The 14,617-nt window shown below is 63.4% G+C and carries 15 protein-coding genes; 5 read left to right on the top strand and 10 right to left on the bottom strand.

The annotated features are described in order from the left end of the window. Positions 1-3: 3 nt before the first annotated feature. From kdpF to C4Q26_RS20765, 9 genes are all read right to left on the bottom strand, one after another. Complete coding sequence (gene kdpF, locus C4Q26_RS20805) at positions 4-93, bottom strand: K(+)-transporting ATPase subunit F (protein WP_041925515.1); 90 nt, start codon at positions 91-93, stop codon at positions 4-6. 141 nt (positions 94-234) lie between these two features. Then, positions 235-1,287, bottom strand: coding sequence for an AI-2E family transporter (locus C4Q26_RS20800; RefSeq protein ID WP_023381329.1), 1,053 nt, complete (start codon positions 1,285-1,287; stop codon positions 235-237). A 12-nt stretch (positions 1,288-1,299) separates the two neighbouring features. Further along, positions 1,300-2,094 (bottom strand): DUF4892 domain-containing protein, encoded by a 795-nt coding sequence (locus tag C4Q26_RS20795; RefSeq protein ID WP_104881462.1) that lies wholly within the window; start codon positions 2,092-2,094, stop codon positions 1,300-1,302. Between the two features lie 109 nt (positions 2,095-2,203). After that, positions 2,204-3,058: an alpha/beta hydrolase gene (locus tag C4Q26_RS20790; RefSeq protein ID WP_023381331.1), complete on the bottom strand. Its 855-nt coding sequence runs from the start codon at positions 3,056-3,058 to the stop codon at positions 2,204-2,206. Next, positions 3,055-3,843 (bottom strand): alpha/beta fold hydrolase, encoded by a 789-nt coding sequence (locus tag C4Q26_RS20785; RefSeq protein WP_023381332.1) that lies wholly within the window; start codon positions 3,841-3,843, stop codon positions 3,055-3,057. Before C4Q26_RS20785 ends, C4Q26_RS20790 begins: the two co-directional genes overlap by 4 nt. Positions 3,844-3,931: 88 nt before the next feature. Then, positions 3,932-4,315, bottom strand: coding sequence for a hypothetical protein (locus C4Q26_RS20780; protein ID WP_023381333.1), 384 nt, complete (start codon positions 4,313-4,315; stop codon positions 3,932-3,934). A gap of 98 nt (positions 4,316-4,413) precedes the next feature. Further along, positions 4,414-4,872 carry a phosphohistidine phosphatase SixA gene (gene sixA, locus C4Q26_RS20775; protein WP_023381334.1) on the bottom strand — a complete coding sequence of 153 codons (459 nt, stop codon included), beginning with the start codon at positions 4,870-4,872 and terminating at the stop codon, positions 4,414-4,416. Further along, entirely contained in the window at positions 4,869-5,216 is a 348-nt protein-coding gene (locus C4Q26_RS20770) for a DUF4389 domain-containing protein (protein WP_023381335.1), read from the bottom strand. The genes sixA and C4Q26_RS20770 overlap by 4 nt, the downstream gene beginning before the upstream one ends. Positions 5,217-5,252: 36 nt before the next feature. Next, entirely contained in the window at positions 5,253-6,278 is a 1,026-nt protein-coding gene (locus C4Q26_RS20765; RefSeq protein ID WP_023381336.1) for an NAD(P)H-dependent glycerol-3-phosphate dehydrogenase, read from the bottom strand. Between the two features lie 244 nt (positions 6,279-6,522). Here C4Q26_RS20765 and C4Q26_RS20760 point away from each other — a divergent pair, with 244 nt between their 5' ends. From C4Q26_RS20760 to fabB, 5 genes are all read left to right on the top strand, one after another. Continuing rightward, positions 6,523-8,670 (top strand): TonB-dependent siderophore receptor, encoded by a 2,148-nt coding sequence (locus C4Q26_RS20760; protein ID WP_177325249.1) that lies wholly within the window; start codon positions 6,523-6,525, stop codon positions 8,668-8,670. Continuing rightward, positions 8,670-9,560: an ABC transporter substrate-binding protein gene (locus C4Q26_RS20755; protein ID WP_104883459.1), complete on the top strand. Its 891-nt coding sequence runs from the start codon at positions 8,670-8,672 to the stop codon at positions 9,558-9,560. The genes C4Q26_RS20760 and C4Q26_RS20755 overlap by 1 nt, the downstream gene beginning before the upstream one ends. Beyond that, positions 9,557-11,488 carry an ATP-binding protein gene (locus C4Q26_RS20750; RefSeq protein WP_023381339.1) on the top strand — a complete coding sequence of 644 codons (1,932 nt, stop codon included), beginning with the start codon at positions 9,557-9,559 and terminating at the stop codon, positions 11,486-11,488. Before C4Q26_RS20755 ends, C4Q26_RS20750 begins: the two co-directional genes overlap by 4 nt. A 208-nt stretch (positions 11,489-11,696) precedes the next feature. Next, a complete protein-coding gene (gene fabA / locus C4Q26_RS20745; RefSeq protein WP_003251509.1) occupies positions 11,697-12,212 on the top strand; it encodes a 3-hydroxyacyl-[acyl-carrier-protein] dehydratase FabA in 516 nt (171 codons plus the stop codon). A gap of 11 nt (positions 12,213-12,223) precedes the next feature. Then, complete coding sequence (gene fabB, locus C4Q26_RS20740; protein ID WP_023381340.1) at positions 12,224-13,444, top strand: beta-ketoacyl-ACP synthase I; 1,221 nt, start codon at positions 12,224-12,226, stop codon at positions 13,442-13,444. 112 nt (positions 13,445-13,556) lie between these two features. Here the strand turns inward: fabB and C4Q26_RS20735 are convergent, their stop codons facing one another. Next, positions 13,557-14,558, bottom strand: coding sequence for an amidohydrolase family protein (locus C4Q26_RS20735; RefSeq protein WP_027908198.1), 1,002 nt, complete (start codon positions 14,556-14,558; stop codon positions 13,557-13,559). Positions 14,559-14,617 lie beyond the last annotated feature (59 nt).

The raw sequence follows: 14,617 nt of genomic DNA, 5'->3' as shown, positions 1-14,617 counted from the left end.
TCCCTAGCTGCGATCGGCGCGCAGCAGCGCCGTAAGCAGGTAAATCGCCAACGCCACTGCCAGCAGCAGTGACAACCCTTCGAGCACATTCATCGGTGGTTCTCCCCATCCATGCGGCGTTGGCCGCTTTGGGGAAATTGTCCGAGGGTGCGACGTAAAGGGGCGAGATCGAGGGACAGGTCAGCGCATAAAGAATGCGTAAAGATGCAGCCCGTTGCCGGGCCGCGGGTGATGTCAGCGTTGCGGCGTCTGCTGCCCTGCGTTGCGGCTCCAGTCCAGCAACAGGCTGTAGCCCACCGCCAGCAGTGTCGGCCCGATGAACAGGCCGATGAAGCCAAACGCGATCAGGCCACCGAACACGCCAAGCAGGACGATCACCAGTGGCAGGTTGCCGCCGCGGCTGATCAGGTAGGGCTTGAGCACGTTGTCAACGCCACTGATGACGAAGGTACCCCAGATACCCAGGAACACGGCCATGCCGTACTCACCTTTCCATACCAGCCAACCGGTGGCCGGTATCCAAGCCAGCGGCGGCCCCATGGGAATGAGGCTGAGCATGAAGGTCACCAGGCCGAGGATGATGGCGCCCGGCACACCGGCGATGAGAAAGCCAATCAATGCCAGCAGGCCTTGGGCCGCGGCGGTGCCGATCACGCCGTTGACCACACGTTGCACGGTGCCGGCCACCAGTTCCAGGTAATACTCGGCACGGTCGCCCATCAAACGCTGCAGCAGGCGCAGGACGAACGCCGCCAATCGCGGGCCGTCGCGGTAGAAGAAGAACACGAACACCAGGCTCAGGGTCAGTTCGAGCACACCACTGCCCAATTGCGCACTGCGTGCCAGTAGCCAGTTACCAACCTGACCCAGGTGGGGTCTGACCGAGGCCAGCAGCATCGCGCCCTGTTGGTCCAGCGACTCCCACCAGCTGACCAGGCGCCCGCCGACCAGCGGGACACCGGCCAGCCAGTCCGGGGCGTCAGGTAAACCATCGACCTGTACATCGCGAATGAACGCCGTGGCGTCGCGAATGTGGTCCGCCAGGTTGAACCCAAGCCAGACCAGCGGCAAGGCCACGACCAGAATCCAGACACCGGTCAGCAAACCTGCCGCGAGGGTCTCGCGATCCCCCAGCACGCGGGTCAGCAGGCGCATCAACGGCCAGCTGGCAAAGGCCAGGATGGCCCCCCACAGCAGTGCCGAAATGAACGGCGCCATTACCCACAGACCCGCGCCCAACAGCGCCAGCAGAAGAATCTGGATCAACAGACGATCATTGTTGGCCATGGTGGCGCTCGATCAACGAATCAGTTCAAGGTGCAGGCCATCGGTAGGGGCGTCCCCGACTTCCAGCCGGCTGCTGCGCACGCCTGCCTTGATCAGCTCTTGGCGCCAGGCTTCGGCCTCGGCTCCACTGAGGCTGGCACGCAGGGTGCTGTCAAGGTTCAGGCTGCGTCCGAGCAGGGTCACCCAGGTGGCTTGCGGTGCGCCCAGGTCAGGGTAGTCCAGCTTTCCGGTGTCGCGCATTTCGCGCAGCACAGTCGCTGGCGTGGGTAGCAGTTCGCCCAGCGGGCTGCCCGCGACGAACTCTTCGACGTGCAAGTACGCGCGGCGGTTGCCACGGGTGACGCTGTACAACGCCACCAAGGTGTCGGCCTCTTCGGCCGAACGGCGCAACAGGATGAATGCCTGCTGCTCGTCGCCGCCATTGAGCCGGGCATTGCCGAACACATCGTTGGCCCACAGACTGGCTTCGCCGCAGTCACGGCCCTGGCACCAGAACAAGGGGTAACCGCCGTCACGCTGCAATTGTTCGCGGGCGCTGGTGAACGCCTCACGAGCGGTGCGTTCGACGGGCAGTTCGTAAGTGACCGAGCTGACCTGGCCACGGCTCTCGACCTTGTCATCGACCCGCAGGCGACCGCTGATCTTGCGCAGCGGGCCCAGGGGGTAGACGCGTTCCTGTTCTACGGCGGGGCGTTGGTCGACCACCTTGCCATCTTGCGGCACCGGCAGGCTGCCCGCCCAGGAAGCGGCGCTGACCAGCGCGATGCAGGTGACGAAGGTGACGCGGATGAAAACGGATGCGCTCATCGGCCACCCTTGGGGCAGCGGGTGGCGGAGCGAAGGTCCAGGATGTCTGGCATTTGCATGGTTGTCTCCCTGTTCAACCCGCCAAGCCTCGGCACTTGTCCGGTACAAGTCAAGAAAAGCCAAAGAAGCGATTGAAACAGTCTGCGACAAGGATCGCACCCTGCTCATCGTTCAGGTGCAGATGATGCCCACCTGGCAGCACCACTCGCTCAAAGGGTAGCTGCTCCAGCAACTCGGTGTGGCGCACCAGCATGCCATCGGCGGCCACCACCAGACAGCCCGGGCAACCGACCCGGTGCACGTACGCCATGGCCTGGGCCGGGTTCAGGCGCGCCGGCGATGGCAAGGTCAGTCGGCTGTCGCTGCGCCAGCTGAACCCGCCCGGGACCGGCATCAGTCCGCGCTGGGCCAGCAACTGCGCAGCTTCGTGGCTTACCGCGACCATCCCCTTCATGCGAGCCTGCACGCCGTCTTCGACCGAGGCGTAAACCGACTTGCGCTTGCCATCCAGGCGCAACTGCGCCTGCAACGACATGCCCAACCGCTCAGCCGCATCCTGCTCGGCACCGGTAGGCGGGATCACGCCGTCGATCAACGCCAGGTGGCTGACCCTGTCCGGCAAGGCCCCAGCCAACTGCACCGAGATGATGGCGCCCAGCGAGTGACCAAGCAGGGCGAATCGTTGCCAGCCAAGCTGCTCGGCGACCCGCAACACGTCATGGGCGTAATCGGCCAGGGCATAGCCGGCCCCTGGCGGGCGGTGTTCGGAATAGCCATGGCCGGCCAAGTCGAGCGCGACGATACGCAAGCCCTGTAGACGGGGTGCCAGGCGCGCGAAACTGTTGGCGTTGTCCAGCCAGCCATGCAGTGCGATCACCGGCAACCCGTCCGCTGGCCCGAACAGGTGCGCGGCGAGTTCGATATGGCCCAGGCTCAGGCGCACTTCTTCGACGGGCAGGCTCATGCCTGGCTCCAGCGATCGAACAGGCCCTTGATCAGGCTGGCGGTATCAGTGGGGCGCTCCAGCGGGAACATATGGCCACCCGGTACGCTGTGGTACTCACCCGTGGGCATGCCACGCACGGCAAACGCGTGGTGACGACGAATCACCCGGCTACGGTCGCCACGCACCATCGCCAACGGCACCTGCAAATGCCGGGCAGGTGCCGGGCTGGCATGGGGGATGCTGCGATAGATACTGATCTCGGTGGCCGGGTCGAAGCGCAAGCGCAGCCCCTCCTCTGCGGTTTGCAGACCATGTTCCAGATACGCCTCGAGGCACTCGGGGTCGAAATTGCGGAACAAGGTCTTGCTGGCGAAATATGTCCGCGCGCTGTCACGATCGGCGAAGGCCTCGCGCCGCCCTAAGGTGCGGCCTGCAGGCGTGATGCGATCGATGAAACCGAAACGCTTGGCGGTGCGGATCAACCACTGGTCGGCACGGGTCAACACCGGCGAGTCAAGCATTACCACGCCCCGGTACAACTCTGGGCGGCGCAGCGCGGCATGCAGGTGCAGCACACCGCCCAGGGAGTGACCGACGCCCCACACGGGCTGATCCTGCTGAGCCAGATGGTGCAACAGTTCATCGACCAGGTTCCGCCAATTGTCATCGACCGGAAACCTTGGGTCGTGGGCGTGTTGGGCCAAGTGCGTCACCTGGTAGTCCGGCGCGAGCGCGGCGAACAGCTTGCCGTAGGTGGCCGAGGGAAATCCGTTGGCGTGGGCGAAGAAGATCCGTTGCGACATGGCGCCAGGTCCGAACCGGGGATGGTTGCCCATTGTCGGCATCGTGGCGGCGCTCGGCAATGTCCGGAAAGGTCATCGCGCAGGGCAATCAGGACAGGTCGAAACCGAGCAATGAACGGCGCAGGCAGGCTTGCAGGTAGGCCAGCTGGCTTTCGAGCGCCTCGCGAGCCAGGCGCTGATCCTTGTGGTCGAGCTGTAGCCGGCGTAACGCCAGGCAGCTGGTCTGCACCAGGTGGGATACGCGCTGGCAAGCGTCCTGCAGCCTGCGCAGGTCTTCCTCTCCTTGTATCCGGGTGGCGAGGTCCGGGCAGCCACGGCCTTGGAGCCTGCCCATCAGGTGATACAGCTTGGCATCAGCGGCCTCACGCAGCAGGCTGTACTCGGCAAAATCCAGCGCCCCGCTGGCCTGCACTTTATCCAACGTTGGCTGCAAATCGGCACAGCGAACCAGATCCAACCTTCGACCACCCATCCCGCACTCCTGATTCTTCCCTGCCTGTACCGCCTCGATGCAACGCTAGCAACGCCCTGCCAGAGGCGGCAACTGACAAAAATGCCAGTTGCCCGGTTTCAGTCGGGTGAATTAATCGCGCGCACGGTCATCAGGCCTGCCAATGGCCAATCCCCTTCCAACTCTGCAAGGCTGGCGGTACTCATGGGGGCTGGTCGCTGGCCATGCCCGTGCTCGAGCCTTCCAACCAATGTGCCCACCAGCGGCTGGTGGCTGACCAGCAGCACATGCTCAAGGCCCAGTCGCTCGATTTCGCCGATGACCTGTTGCACGTCACTGTCGGGGGTCAACCACGGCACTGTGTGCACCGGCTCGGTGAAACCGAGGGTGTCATGCACCAGTGCCGCGGTCTGCTGGGCGCGCACATAGGGGCTGGCCAGGATGGCTTGCAGTGGCTGGCCCAGCAAGCGCGCCGCGCTGTGCAGCACTTGCTCGCGGCCATGGGGCGTCAGGCGCCGCTCGGCGTCGGTATTGGCCCGCGGTTCGGCCTCGCCGTGGCGCAGAACCCAGAGCTTCACAGTTTGGGCTCCTCGTCGCGCACCGGGTGCGCTGCCGGTGCCACGGCGTGAGGCGCCTCGCCTTCCGGCGCCCGCGGGGCCGGCCAGTCGGCGAATGGCCAGGGCTTCTGGTCGCTGTGGAAACTGCCGAAACGACCGATCTGCGCCAGGTACTGACTGAGGCTGTCGCCGAAGTTCATCAGGCTGGCGCTCGGGGCGCCATACACCAGTCGGTAGATGAGCTGCACCAGCACCAAGCCACCCAGCAGCAGCTCGGCCAGTTGCCAGACCACCAGGAACACCAGCATCCACAGCACCCGCAGGATGATCGACTCGCGCTGCGCGCGCTCGGGGGTATCGTTCATGTATTGCTCCTTGCTCTGTTCAGAACCCACGAAGGCTCAGTTGAAACCGCTTGTGGAAATGAAATCGACGTCGGTCTTGGGCTCGGCGCGCATCAGGTGTTCGATGACCTGGTTCAGCGTGCGGCCTTCGAACAGGATCGCGTGCAGGCCCGCCACCAGCGGCATGTACACCTGCACTTCCTGGGCCTTGGCCTTCAGTACCTTGAGGGTATTGACCCCCTCGGCCACTTCGCCCAGGCGGTTGACCGCCTGTTCCAGGCTCAGGCCCTGCCCCAGCGCATGACCCACCTGATAGTTGCGGCTCTTGGGTGAAGAGCAGGTGACGATCAGGTCGCCGACACCGGCCAGCCCCAGGAAGGTCATCGGATTGGCGCCTTGGCTGACGGCGAAACGAGTCATCTCGGCCAGGGCACGGGTAATCAGCATGCTCTTGGTGTTTTCACCCATGCCCAGGGCAACGGCCATGCCAGCCATGATGGCATAGACGTTCTTGAGGGCACCGCCCAGTTCGACACCGAAGCGGTCGGTGCTGGCGTACACCCGGAAGGTGCGCCCGTGTAACACCGCCTGCACGCGTTGGCACAGGTCTTCATCTTCGCTGGCGACCACAGTGGCGGTCAGCGCATGTTCGGCGATCTCGCGGGCCAGGTTCGGGCCCGACAGCACGCCAATACGTGCCTGGGGGGCGATTTCCTCAAGGATCTGGCTCATCAGCTTGAAGCTCTGCGCCTCGATGCCCTTGGTCAAGCTCACCAGTCCCTTGCCGCGCAGCAACTCGGCATGCGGGGCCAGCACGCTGCGCAGGGCGCTAGACGGCAGGGCCACGAAAATCAGCTCGCAAGCCTGCAGCGTCGCCAGCAGGTCGTTGACCGGCTCGACACCGTCGTGCAGGCGGATACCTTTGAGGTAACGCGGATTCTCGCGATTGATGCGCATGGCCTCGGCCTGCTCGGGGTCGCGCATCCATTGGCGCACTGGCACGTTGTTTTCAGCCAGCAGGTTCGCCACGGCGGTGCCAAAGCTTCCGCCTCCCAGAACTGCAACAGGTTGCTGTTCAGTCATATTCAATCCGTTAATGCCAAAATGTGAGTGGCGACCGGACCATTATACGGTGCGGATGCGACAGGGCCAGTGCATGGCTTGCGTGGCGGGTTGGGTTGGCGATCGCGTGGCGCATCGCGAGCAAGGCTCGCGATGCGCCGCACGATCTCGACACCACCCGAAAACCACCGGCAAGCCTTTCCCTCACCCCCACACCTCGCAAACTCGCGCCCCACCACTGGCAAAAGGTCCTAGGTCAGTTAACATGCCTGTTTCATCTTTGATACAAGGCCGTATCGTGTTCCCAGGCACGCCCCCTTACCCGCGTCTGTTATTGCTGACCGCCCTGCTCGGTGGCCCGGTCATGGCCGATGACCTGTTCATCGACAACACTGACTTGCCGCAGGTTCTGACCGCCACGCGCCTGAAACAATCCCCGGCGGCGGTGCCGGGCAGCATGACCGTGCTCGACAGCGAACTGATCCGTGCCAGCGGTGCCCGTGATATTCCCGAACTGCTGCGCCTGGTGCCAGGCATGATGATCGGCTACGGCGCCGGCAACCAGCCAACCGTCAACTACCACGGCAGCAACGTCAACGAAGCCCGGCGCATGCAAGTGCTGATCGACGGCCGCTCGGTGTATCGGGCCGGCCTTGCCACGGTGGACTGGAGCGATATCCCGGTGGCCCTGGAGGATATCGAGCGCATCGAGGTGTTCCGCGGCCCGAACACCGTCAGCTATGGCGCCAACGCCTTGATGGCGGTGGTCAACATCCTCACCCGCAACCCCGCCGACAGCCATGGCACACGGGTCAAGCTCACCCGTGGCCAGGATGGCATCAACGATTACTACGCCAGTCATGGATTCGGCTGGGACGGCGGTGATCTGCGCCTGTCGGTGTCGGGACAGCAGGACGACGGTTTCGACAGCGACCAGTTCGGCAACGACTACCGCGACAGCCGCCGCCTGAACCGCGTCAACCTCAGCGCCAGCCACAACCTCGCGCCCGACCAGACCCTGGAGTGGCAACTGGCGGCCAAGGAGGGCAGCAACCAGCGGCCGTACACCTACCAACCGGTGTTCGGCAAGTATGCCGCAGGCACCGACGCAGATGTCAACGCCAAGGATTACGCGGGCTCGGTACGCTGGAACATCGATATCAGCCCAGAGCACAGCTTCTACATCCAAGGGTCGGCTCAACACTTCGATCGCCAGCAAGTCTGGCTGGCGTGCGACGCGCTGATGGCGTTCAGTCCGGCGTTGACCCAGTTGTGGCAACTGAACCCAGACTTCGCCGAGAAGGTGGCACGCAACCTGTCGACCGGAAACCTGCCGACAACCACGGACCCGACGCTCAGCGCCCTGCTGACCCAGGCCCAGACACAATGGAACAACGGCGGCAAAAGCACGGTCTGCGGCGATGTCGATCAAAGTACCCGCGAAACCCGCTACGACCTGGAGATCCAGGACACCCTGAGCCTGACCGACAACCTGCGCCTGCTCAGCGGTATGAACTACCGCTATGATCGCGCCGACTCGCAGACCTACTTCAACGGCAGCATCGACGACCAGACCTGGCGCGCATTCGGCCAGCTGGAATGGCGTGCGGACGAACACTGGATCATCCAGGGCGGTGCGATGTTCGAGGACTCGCGTCTTTCGGGCAGTTCGCTTACCCCGCGCATGGCGGTGAACTACCTGATCACCCCGCGCCACGGTTTGCGAGCGGTGTACTCCGAAGCGGTCCGCTCGCCCGACATGTTCGAGAACAACGTCAACTGGAGCTATACGGTCAAGAACCTGACGCCCAACGACTTCGGGCTGCAGAACGGCGAATATTTCGTCAAGACCCGAGGCCCTGGCAACCTCGATCAAGAACGCATGCGCTCGCGGGAACTGGGCTACAACGGTTACTTCAGCGACATCGACTTGAGCATGGATGTGAAGTTGTTCTATGACGAGATCACCGGAATGATCAGCGAGCCCCTGAGGAACAACCAGTACATCGCCAGCAACGCCAACAAAGCGCGGTTCAGTGGCAGCGAGGCGCAAGCCGACTGGCGCGTGACCCAACGCGACCGCCTGCGCCTGACCTACGCCTATGTCGACGCCTGGGCCAGCAACCCGTTGGACAGCGCCAACACCGCCCGCAACAGTGGCTCGGCCGGCTGGATGCGCGATTGGGGCGACGGCTGGTCCAGCGCTCTTTTCTACTACGGCGACGACGCACTCAACCAGTACCGCTACGAGCGTCTGGACCTGCGTGTGGCCAAGCGCTTGCGTATCCAGGGCAGCAACCTGGAGCTGGCCGCGCTGTGGCAGCAGCGCCTGGACGATGAACCGACCACGACGATCCAGAACCGCTACGACAGCCGTCACCGCCTGAGCGTCAGCGCGGAGCTGGAGTTCTGATGGCCCGCCTGCTGCGCCTGCTGCTGATCTTTCTCTGGCCCATGGGATCGCTGTCCGCTAGCGAAATCCTGTTGGTCGGTGGTGAAGATCAACCCGGCATTCGCAGCTTCGTGGCGGCCCTGGAGAGCCGTCGCAGCCACGACGTGGTGCGTTTCCAGACCACCTCGACCCTACCCCGCCCCGGCCAGCTGAATGCCGACCTGCGCCTGATCCTGCTCGATAGCGCTGCCCTGGACTGGCGGCTCGCCGAGCCCGCCGGCCCCCCGGCACTGGCGATGCGTATCAGCCGGGTGCAGGCGCAGCAGCGCCTGGGCAAATCCCGTCCGGCCTACCTGTGCCTGCTGTGGAGCGACCCGCCCCTGGCACGGCAGCTACGCCTGGCACGCTACCTGCTGCCGCAGGCGCAGCGCATCGGCGTGCTGTATGGCGAGCACAGCCACTTCCTGCTCGAAGAGTTGCGCCATGCCGCCCGCCCGTTGGGCCTGGAGATCGTTGCCCAGGACTGGCCCGATCAACGGGACAGCCGACCACTGCAGAACCTGCTGCTCAACAGCGACGTGCTGCTGGGCCTGGACGACCCCGACCTGTACAACTCGAAGACCGCCAAGAACCTGTTGCTCAGCAGCTACGGCCGACAGATGGCGCTGATCGGGCCGAACGCCAGTTTCGTGCGCGCTGGCGCCCTGGCCAGCAGCTACAGCGACCAGGATGATTGGCTGGCGGTTCTCGACCAGTTGCTCGACCAACCGCCCTCGCGCTGGCCGCGCAGTCTTTACCCGGCGCGTTTCGGCGTCAGTGGCAACCAGCAAGTCGCCCGTGCACTGGGCCTGGAACCCATCGATCCGAAGGCCGCTGCCCAGGCCCTGGCCGCAGGAGAACCCAACCCATGAGCAAACGCCTGAGCTGGGATATCCACACCCGCACCCAGATGATCAGCCTGGGTCCTGCACTGCTGCTGACCCTGCTGCTGATCAGTTTCTTCACCTTCGTGCGGATCCAGGACTTGCGCCAGGAGCTCAACCACACCGGGCAGTTGATCGCCAACCAACTGGCCCCGGCGTCCGAGTACGGGGTGATCTCCGGCAACAATGAGGTGCTCGAAGGCCTCATGAGGGCCACCCTGAGCATTCCACACGTGCGTTTTTTGGAGGTGCAGGACAGCCGCAACCATATTCTGGTGTACGTCGAGCAGTCCGATGAAAGTAGCAACCGCGCCCAGCGCGTGGAAGTGTTCCAGGCCCCCATACGGCTGCAGCAGATCCGCCTGGACAGCGACTTCCTGCAACAGGGCAAGGCCCCCACCCCCGCCATCGGCGACGATTACCTGGGACGGGTGATCGTCGGTATGTCCGATGATGCGTTCAGCCAACGCCAGCAGGAAATCGTTATCAAGGCTGGCATTCTTGCCTTGTTCGCCCTGTTGTTCACCTTCCTGCTCGCCCGCCGCCTGGCCACCAGCCTGGCCAAGCCGATCAGCGACATGGGCCATGCGGTGAAGGCGATCCAGCAGGGCGAGTACAATGCCCCGTTACCGGTGGTGGACGACAGCGAGCTCGGCCACCTGGCGCGCCATATCAACAACCTGGCCAGCGCCCTGGAGCAGGCCAGCGCCGAACAGAAGCAGGCCATTGCCCAGTTGATCCAGGCCCGTGAGGAGGCCGAGCAAGCCAACCGCGCCAAGTCCGACTTCCTGGCGATGATGAGCCATGAGTTACGCACGCCGATGAACGGTGTGCTGGGCATGCTGCAGTTGCTCGAAACCACCCAGCTGACGCCTGAGCAGGCCGACTATGCGGCGGTCGCCAGCGAATCCACGGGCCACTTGCTCAAGGTCATCAACGATATCCTCGACTTCTCGCGCATCGAACGCACCACGCTGGAACTTGAGCAGATCGACTTCAACCTCGGCGAATTGATCGCCCACAGCGTGCAGTCGTTCCAGCACAGCGCCCAGCAGCGTGGACTCGACCTGCAACTGCAGATGCCGGCCGGCATGGAGCAGCTGGAAGTCAGCGGTGATCCGACTCGAATCCGCCAGATCCTGCTGAACTTGATCGGCAACGCGTTGAAGTTCACCGAACGCGGCCAGGTCCAGGTGCATGCGCGCTGGCAGCCCCTGGACCGGCAGCTGATCTGGTTGACCTGCAGTGTGCGCGATACTGGCATCGGCATCGACAGCGAGCGCCTGGAGACTATGTTCGTGGCCTTCCAGCAAGCGGACAGCTCGATTTCCCGGCGCTATGGCGGCACCGGCCTGGGCCTGTCGATCGCCCGCACCCTGGCCGAACGCATGGGTGGCAAGCTGCGCGGGGAAAGCCGCGAAGGGCTGGGCTCGACCTTCACCCTGGAAATTCCCCTGACCCTGGCCAGCATGGCGCCCCCGGCCCTGCCCGGCAGCGTCGCGCAGGGCAGCCTGGGTACCGAGGGCGGGCGAATCCTGCTGGTAGAGGACAATCCGGTCAATCAAAGCGTCATCGAAGCCATGTTGCGCAGCCTTGGGCTGGAGGTGAGCGTGGCGCTGGATGGCCTCCAGGCCGTGGAACAGGTCAGCCAGCAGCGCTTCGCCGCGGTACTGATGGACTGCCGGCTGCCGCGGCTGGACGGTTACGAAGCCACCCGGCGCATCCGCCAACTGCCCGATCGCGACAGCCTGCCGATCATCGCCTTGACGGCCAATGCGTTGCAGGGCGACCGCGAGCGCTGCATGGCCGCCGGCATGAACGATTACCTGAGCAAACCCTTCCGCCGCACCGAATTGCAACGGGTATTGCAGCGTTGGTTACCCGGCCGGACAGCCGCGACTGGCGATAAATGCTAAAGTGCGGCAGTCTTAAGGACTGGACAGGACCTTCGTCGGACCTGAAAATAGCCGTTTCAGTGCACACCTGTACTTCTTTTTGCCAGGTGCGCTGTGACTTTCACCACAACGCAATAGTCTACCTGTAGGCTGCCGCCCCGGACTCAACACACTCCGGGCCGGCCGGGAAGATTCATCCCCTGCCGCAGGGGGTTATTGAGGAGCTCGCATGACCAAACAACACGCCTTTACTCGGGAAGACCTGCTGCGCTGCAGTCGCGGTGAGCTGTTCGGCCCAGGTAATGCGCAACTGCCCGCGCCGAACATGCTGATGGTCGATCGCATCACCCACATCAGCGAAGAAGGCGGCAAGTATGGCAAAGGTGAATTGGTCGCCGAGCTGGATATCAATCCGGACCTGTGGTTCTTCGCCTGTCACTTCGAAGGCGACCCGGTAATGCCAGGCTGCCTGGGCCTCGACGCCATGTGGCAGCTGGTCGGTTTCTTCCTCGGCTGGCAGGGCCTGCCAGGCCGTGGTCGCGCCCTGGGTTCGGGCGAAGTGAAGTTCTTTGGCCAGGTATTGCCCGAAGCCAAGAAAGTCACCTACAACATTCACATCAAGCGCGTCCTGAAGGGCAAGCTGAACATGGCCATCGCCGATGGCTCGGTCAGCGTCGACGGTCGCGAGATCTACACCGCCGAAGGCCTGCGGGTCGGCGTGTTCACCTCCACTGACAATTTCTAAGGGTTATTCGCATGCGCCGCGTCGTTATCACTGGTCTGGGCATCGTTTCGTGCCTGGGCAATGACAAAGCTACTGTCACCGAAAACCTGCGCAACAGCCGTCCGGGCATTCGTTACAACCCGGAATACAAGGAAATGGGGCTGCGTAGCCAGGTTTCCGGTTCCATCGACCTCAACCTCGAAGAACTGATCGACCGCAAGGTCTACCGCTTCGTCGGCCACGCCGCTGCCTATGCCTACCTGGCGATGCAGGACGCGATCAAGGACTCCGGCCTGACCGAAGAGCAGATTTCCAACCCGCGTACCGGCCTGGTTGCTGGTTCCGGCGGCGCCTCGACCCTGAACCAGATGGAAGCGCTGGACACCCTGCGCGAGAAAGGCGTCAAGCGTGTCGGCCCTTACCGTGTCACCCGCACCATGGGCAGCACCGTATCGGCGTGCCTGGCCACTCCGTTCAAGATCAAGGGTATCAACTACTCGATCTCCTCGGCCTGCGCCACCTCGGCACACTGCATCGGCACCGCCATGGAGCAGATTCAGTGGGGCAAGCAAGACATCGTCTTCGCCGGTGGCGGTGAAGAAGAGCACTGGAGCCAGTCGTTCCTGTTCGATGCCATGGGCGCCCTGTCGACCAAGCGCAACGAAACCCCGGAACTGGCCTCGCGCGCCTACGACGCCGACCGTGACGGCTTCGTCATCGCTGGCGGCGGCGGCATGGTCGTGGTCGAAGAACTGGAACACGCACTGGCTCGCGGCGCGAAAATCTACGCCGAAATCGTCGGCTACGGTGCCACGTCCGATGGCTACGACATGGTCGCACCGAGCGGCGAAGGTGCCATCCGCTGCATGCAGCAGGCGCTGTCCACCGTCGACACCCCGATCGACTACCTGAACACCCACGGCACCTCGACGCCGGTCGGTGACGTTGCAGAAATCAAGGGCGTGCGTGAAGTGTTCGGTGACAAAGCGCCGAAGATCAGCTCGACCAAGAGCCTGTCGGGCCACTCGCTGGGCGCCGCTGGCGTGCACGAGGCAATCTACTGCCTGCTGATGATGGAAAACAACTTCATCGCCGGCTCCGCCAACATCGACGAGCTGGATCCGGAAGTCGCTGACATGCCGATCCTGCGCAAAACCGAAGAGAACGCCAAGATCGACACGGTCATGAGCAACAGCTTCGGCTTCGGCGGCACCAACGCCACCCTGGTGCTCAAGCGCTGGACTGGCAAGTAAGACGCTGATGCGGTAATTGAAAACGCCCCGACTGGTTCGGGGCGTTTTCATGTGTGGCGTGCAACCCTGTGGGATTGGGCGCACTCGGGATGAGGCCAACCCTTCCGAGGCACTACCGCCTGGGCAACACCGCCAGGAAGTTATCCCGCGCTACCTTGTTCGCCACCTCCTCAGGCAAGGCATCGAGAAATGGCCTGAAACCGTGCAACTGTTCTCCCAGGCCGCCAAATTTGCCCACCACATCCGAGCCCAGCATGAAGCGCTGTGGATGCTTGACGACCACATCGATCCACGCCTTGCGCGGCACGCCTCGCTCATCCAGCAGGTAGGGCGTAAGCACACTCCAGGAAAGATCCACATACAAATTCGGGTAATCCTCCAGCAGCCGCGTCAACACCGGCAACAGGAAGTCCATCTGCGTCTGATGCCGGTGAATTTCCATGCTGGTGCCGGCGTGGGCCCAAATGAAACGGGTATGTGGATGATTGCGCAATGGCTCTTCGATCTCCGCAAGATACAGCGGGTTGCGTTCGCGCTTCGAGGTGATGTTCGAGTGCAACAGCACCGGCAGGTCGCGCTCGGCCGCCAAGTGGTAGATACGCGTCATGGCCTCGTTGTTGGCGCGAGGCGTATCGCCACTGGTGAGCGCGGTCAGGTCGTCATGACGGGTGAACACTTCACCGATCCCCTGCCAAAGCCCTGGGTACAGCTCAAGCATGCGCTCGATGTGGCTGACGGCATTCTTGTCCACTGGGTTGAAGCCAGTGAGAAAGGGATGGAACCTGCGTCGCTGCTCGGCAGGCAGCTTTTCGAGAGCTGCCGCCACATACAGGTCGGTGGCGCTGTACCAATAGGCATCAGCATCGTCGCCTGCATAGTAGCGCGGCCGCTTGGGCTCGTCCTCATGCCACTTCTTGGCCACCGGAATGCCGGAAATCATCGAGTGCTCGATGCCTGCCCTGTCCATGGCCTCGATCAATGCAGGCATGCCCTCGGTCTCCTGGAAGAAATCGACGTAGTGCAGGTGGGCGTCGCTGTAAGCGTAATCACGTGCTTGCGCCGCATGGCCTATCCAGGCAGACAATAGTAAGCAACCCAGCACTCTGACCATCATCGCTGTATTCCTTGTCCCGTTACGAACACGGTAGACCGGCAAGCTTGCCCGGCGGTTCA

Source organism: Pseudomonas sp. SWI44 (assembly GCF_002947915.1).
Lineage (GTDB): Bacteria > Pseudomonadota > Gammaproteobacteria > Pseudomonadales > Pseudomonadaceae > Aquipseudomonas > Aquipseudomonas taiwanensis.
Note: the sequence above shows the minus strand (reverse complement) of the source record. Positions and strands in the feature narration are given on the sequence as shown.

Excerpts from the sequence above, each read along its gene's own strand:
- kdpF (WP_041925515.1), bottom strand. The coding sequence starts at position 93 with ATGAATGTGCTCGAAGGGTTGTCACTGCTGCTGGCAGTGGCGTTGGCG.
- C4Q26_RS20800 (WP_023381329.1), bottom strand. The coding sequence starts at position 1,287 with ATGGCCAACAATGATCGTCTGTTGATCCAGATTCTTCTGCTGGCGCTG.
- C4Q26_RS20795 (WP_104881462.1), bottom strand. The coding sequence starts at position 2,094 with ATGAGCGCATCCGTTTTCATCCGCGTCACCTTCGTCACCTGCATCGCG.
- C4Q26_RS20790 (WP_023381331.1), bottom strand. The coding sequence starts at position 3,058 with ATGAGCCTGCCCGTCGAAGAAGTGCGCCTGAGCCTGGGCCATATCGAA.
- C4Q26_RS20785 (WP_023381332.1), bottom strand. The coding sequence starts at position 3,843 with ATGTCGCAACGGATCTTCTTCGCCCACGCCAACGGATTTCCCTCGGCC.
- C4Q26_RS20780 (WP_023381333.1), bottom strand. The coding sequence starts at position 4,315 with ATGGGTGGTCGAAGGTTGGATCTGGTTCGCTGTGCCGATTTGCAGCCA.
- C4Q26_RS20770 (WP_023381335.1), bottom strand. The coding sequence starts at position 5,216 with ATGAACGATACCCCCGAGCGCGCGCAGCGCGAGTCGATCATCCTGCGG.
- C4Q26_RS20765 (WP_023381336.1), bottom strand. The coding sequence starts at position 6,278 with ATGACTGAACAGCAACCTGTTGCAGTTCTGGGAGGCGGAAGCTTTGGC.
- C4Q26_RS20760 (WP_177325249.1), top strand. The coding sequence starts at position 6,523 with ATGCCTGTTTCATCTTTGATACAAGGCCGTATCGTGTTCCCAGGCACG.
- C4Q26_RS20755 (WP_104883459.1), top strand. The coding sequence starts at position 8,670 with ATGGCCCGCCTGCTGCGCCTGCTGCTGATCTTTCTCTGGCCCATGGGA.
- C4Q26_RS20750 (WP_023381339.1), top strand. The coding sequence starts at position 9,557 with ATGAGCAAACGCCTGAGCTGGGATATCCACACCCGCACCCAGATGATC.
- fabA (WP_003251509.1), top strand. The coding sequence starts at position 11,697 with ATGACCAAACAACACGCCTTTACTCGGGAAGACCTGCTGCGCTGCAGT.
- fabB (WP_023381340.1), top strand. The coding sequence starts at position 12,224 with ATGCGCCGCGTCGTTATCACTGGTCTGGGCATCGTTTCGTGCCTGGGC.
- C4Q26_RS20735 (WP_027908198.1), bottom strand. The coding sequence starts at position 14,558 with ATGATGGTCAGAGTGCTGGGTTGCTTACTATTGTCTGCCTGGATAGGC.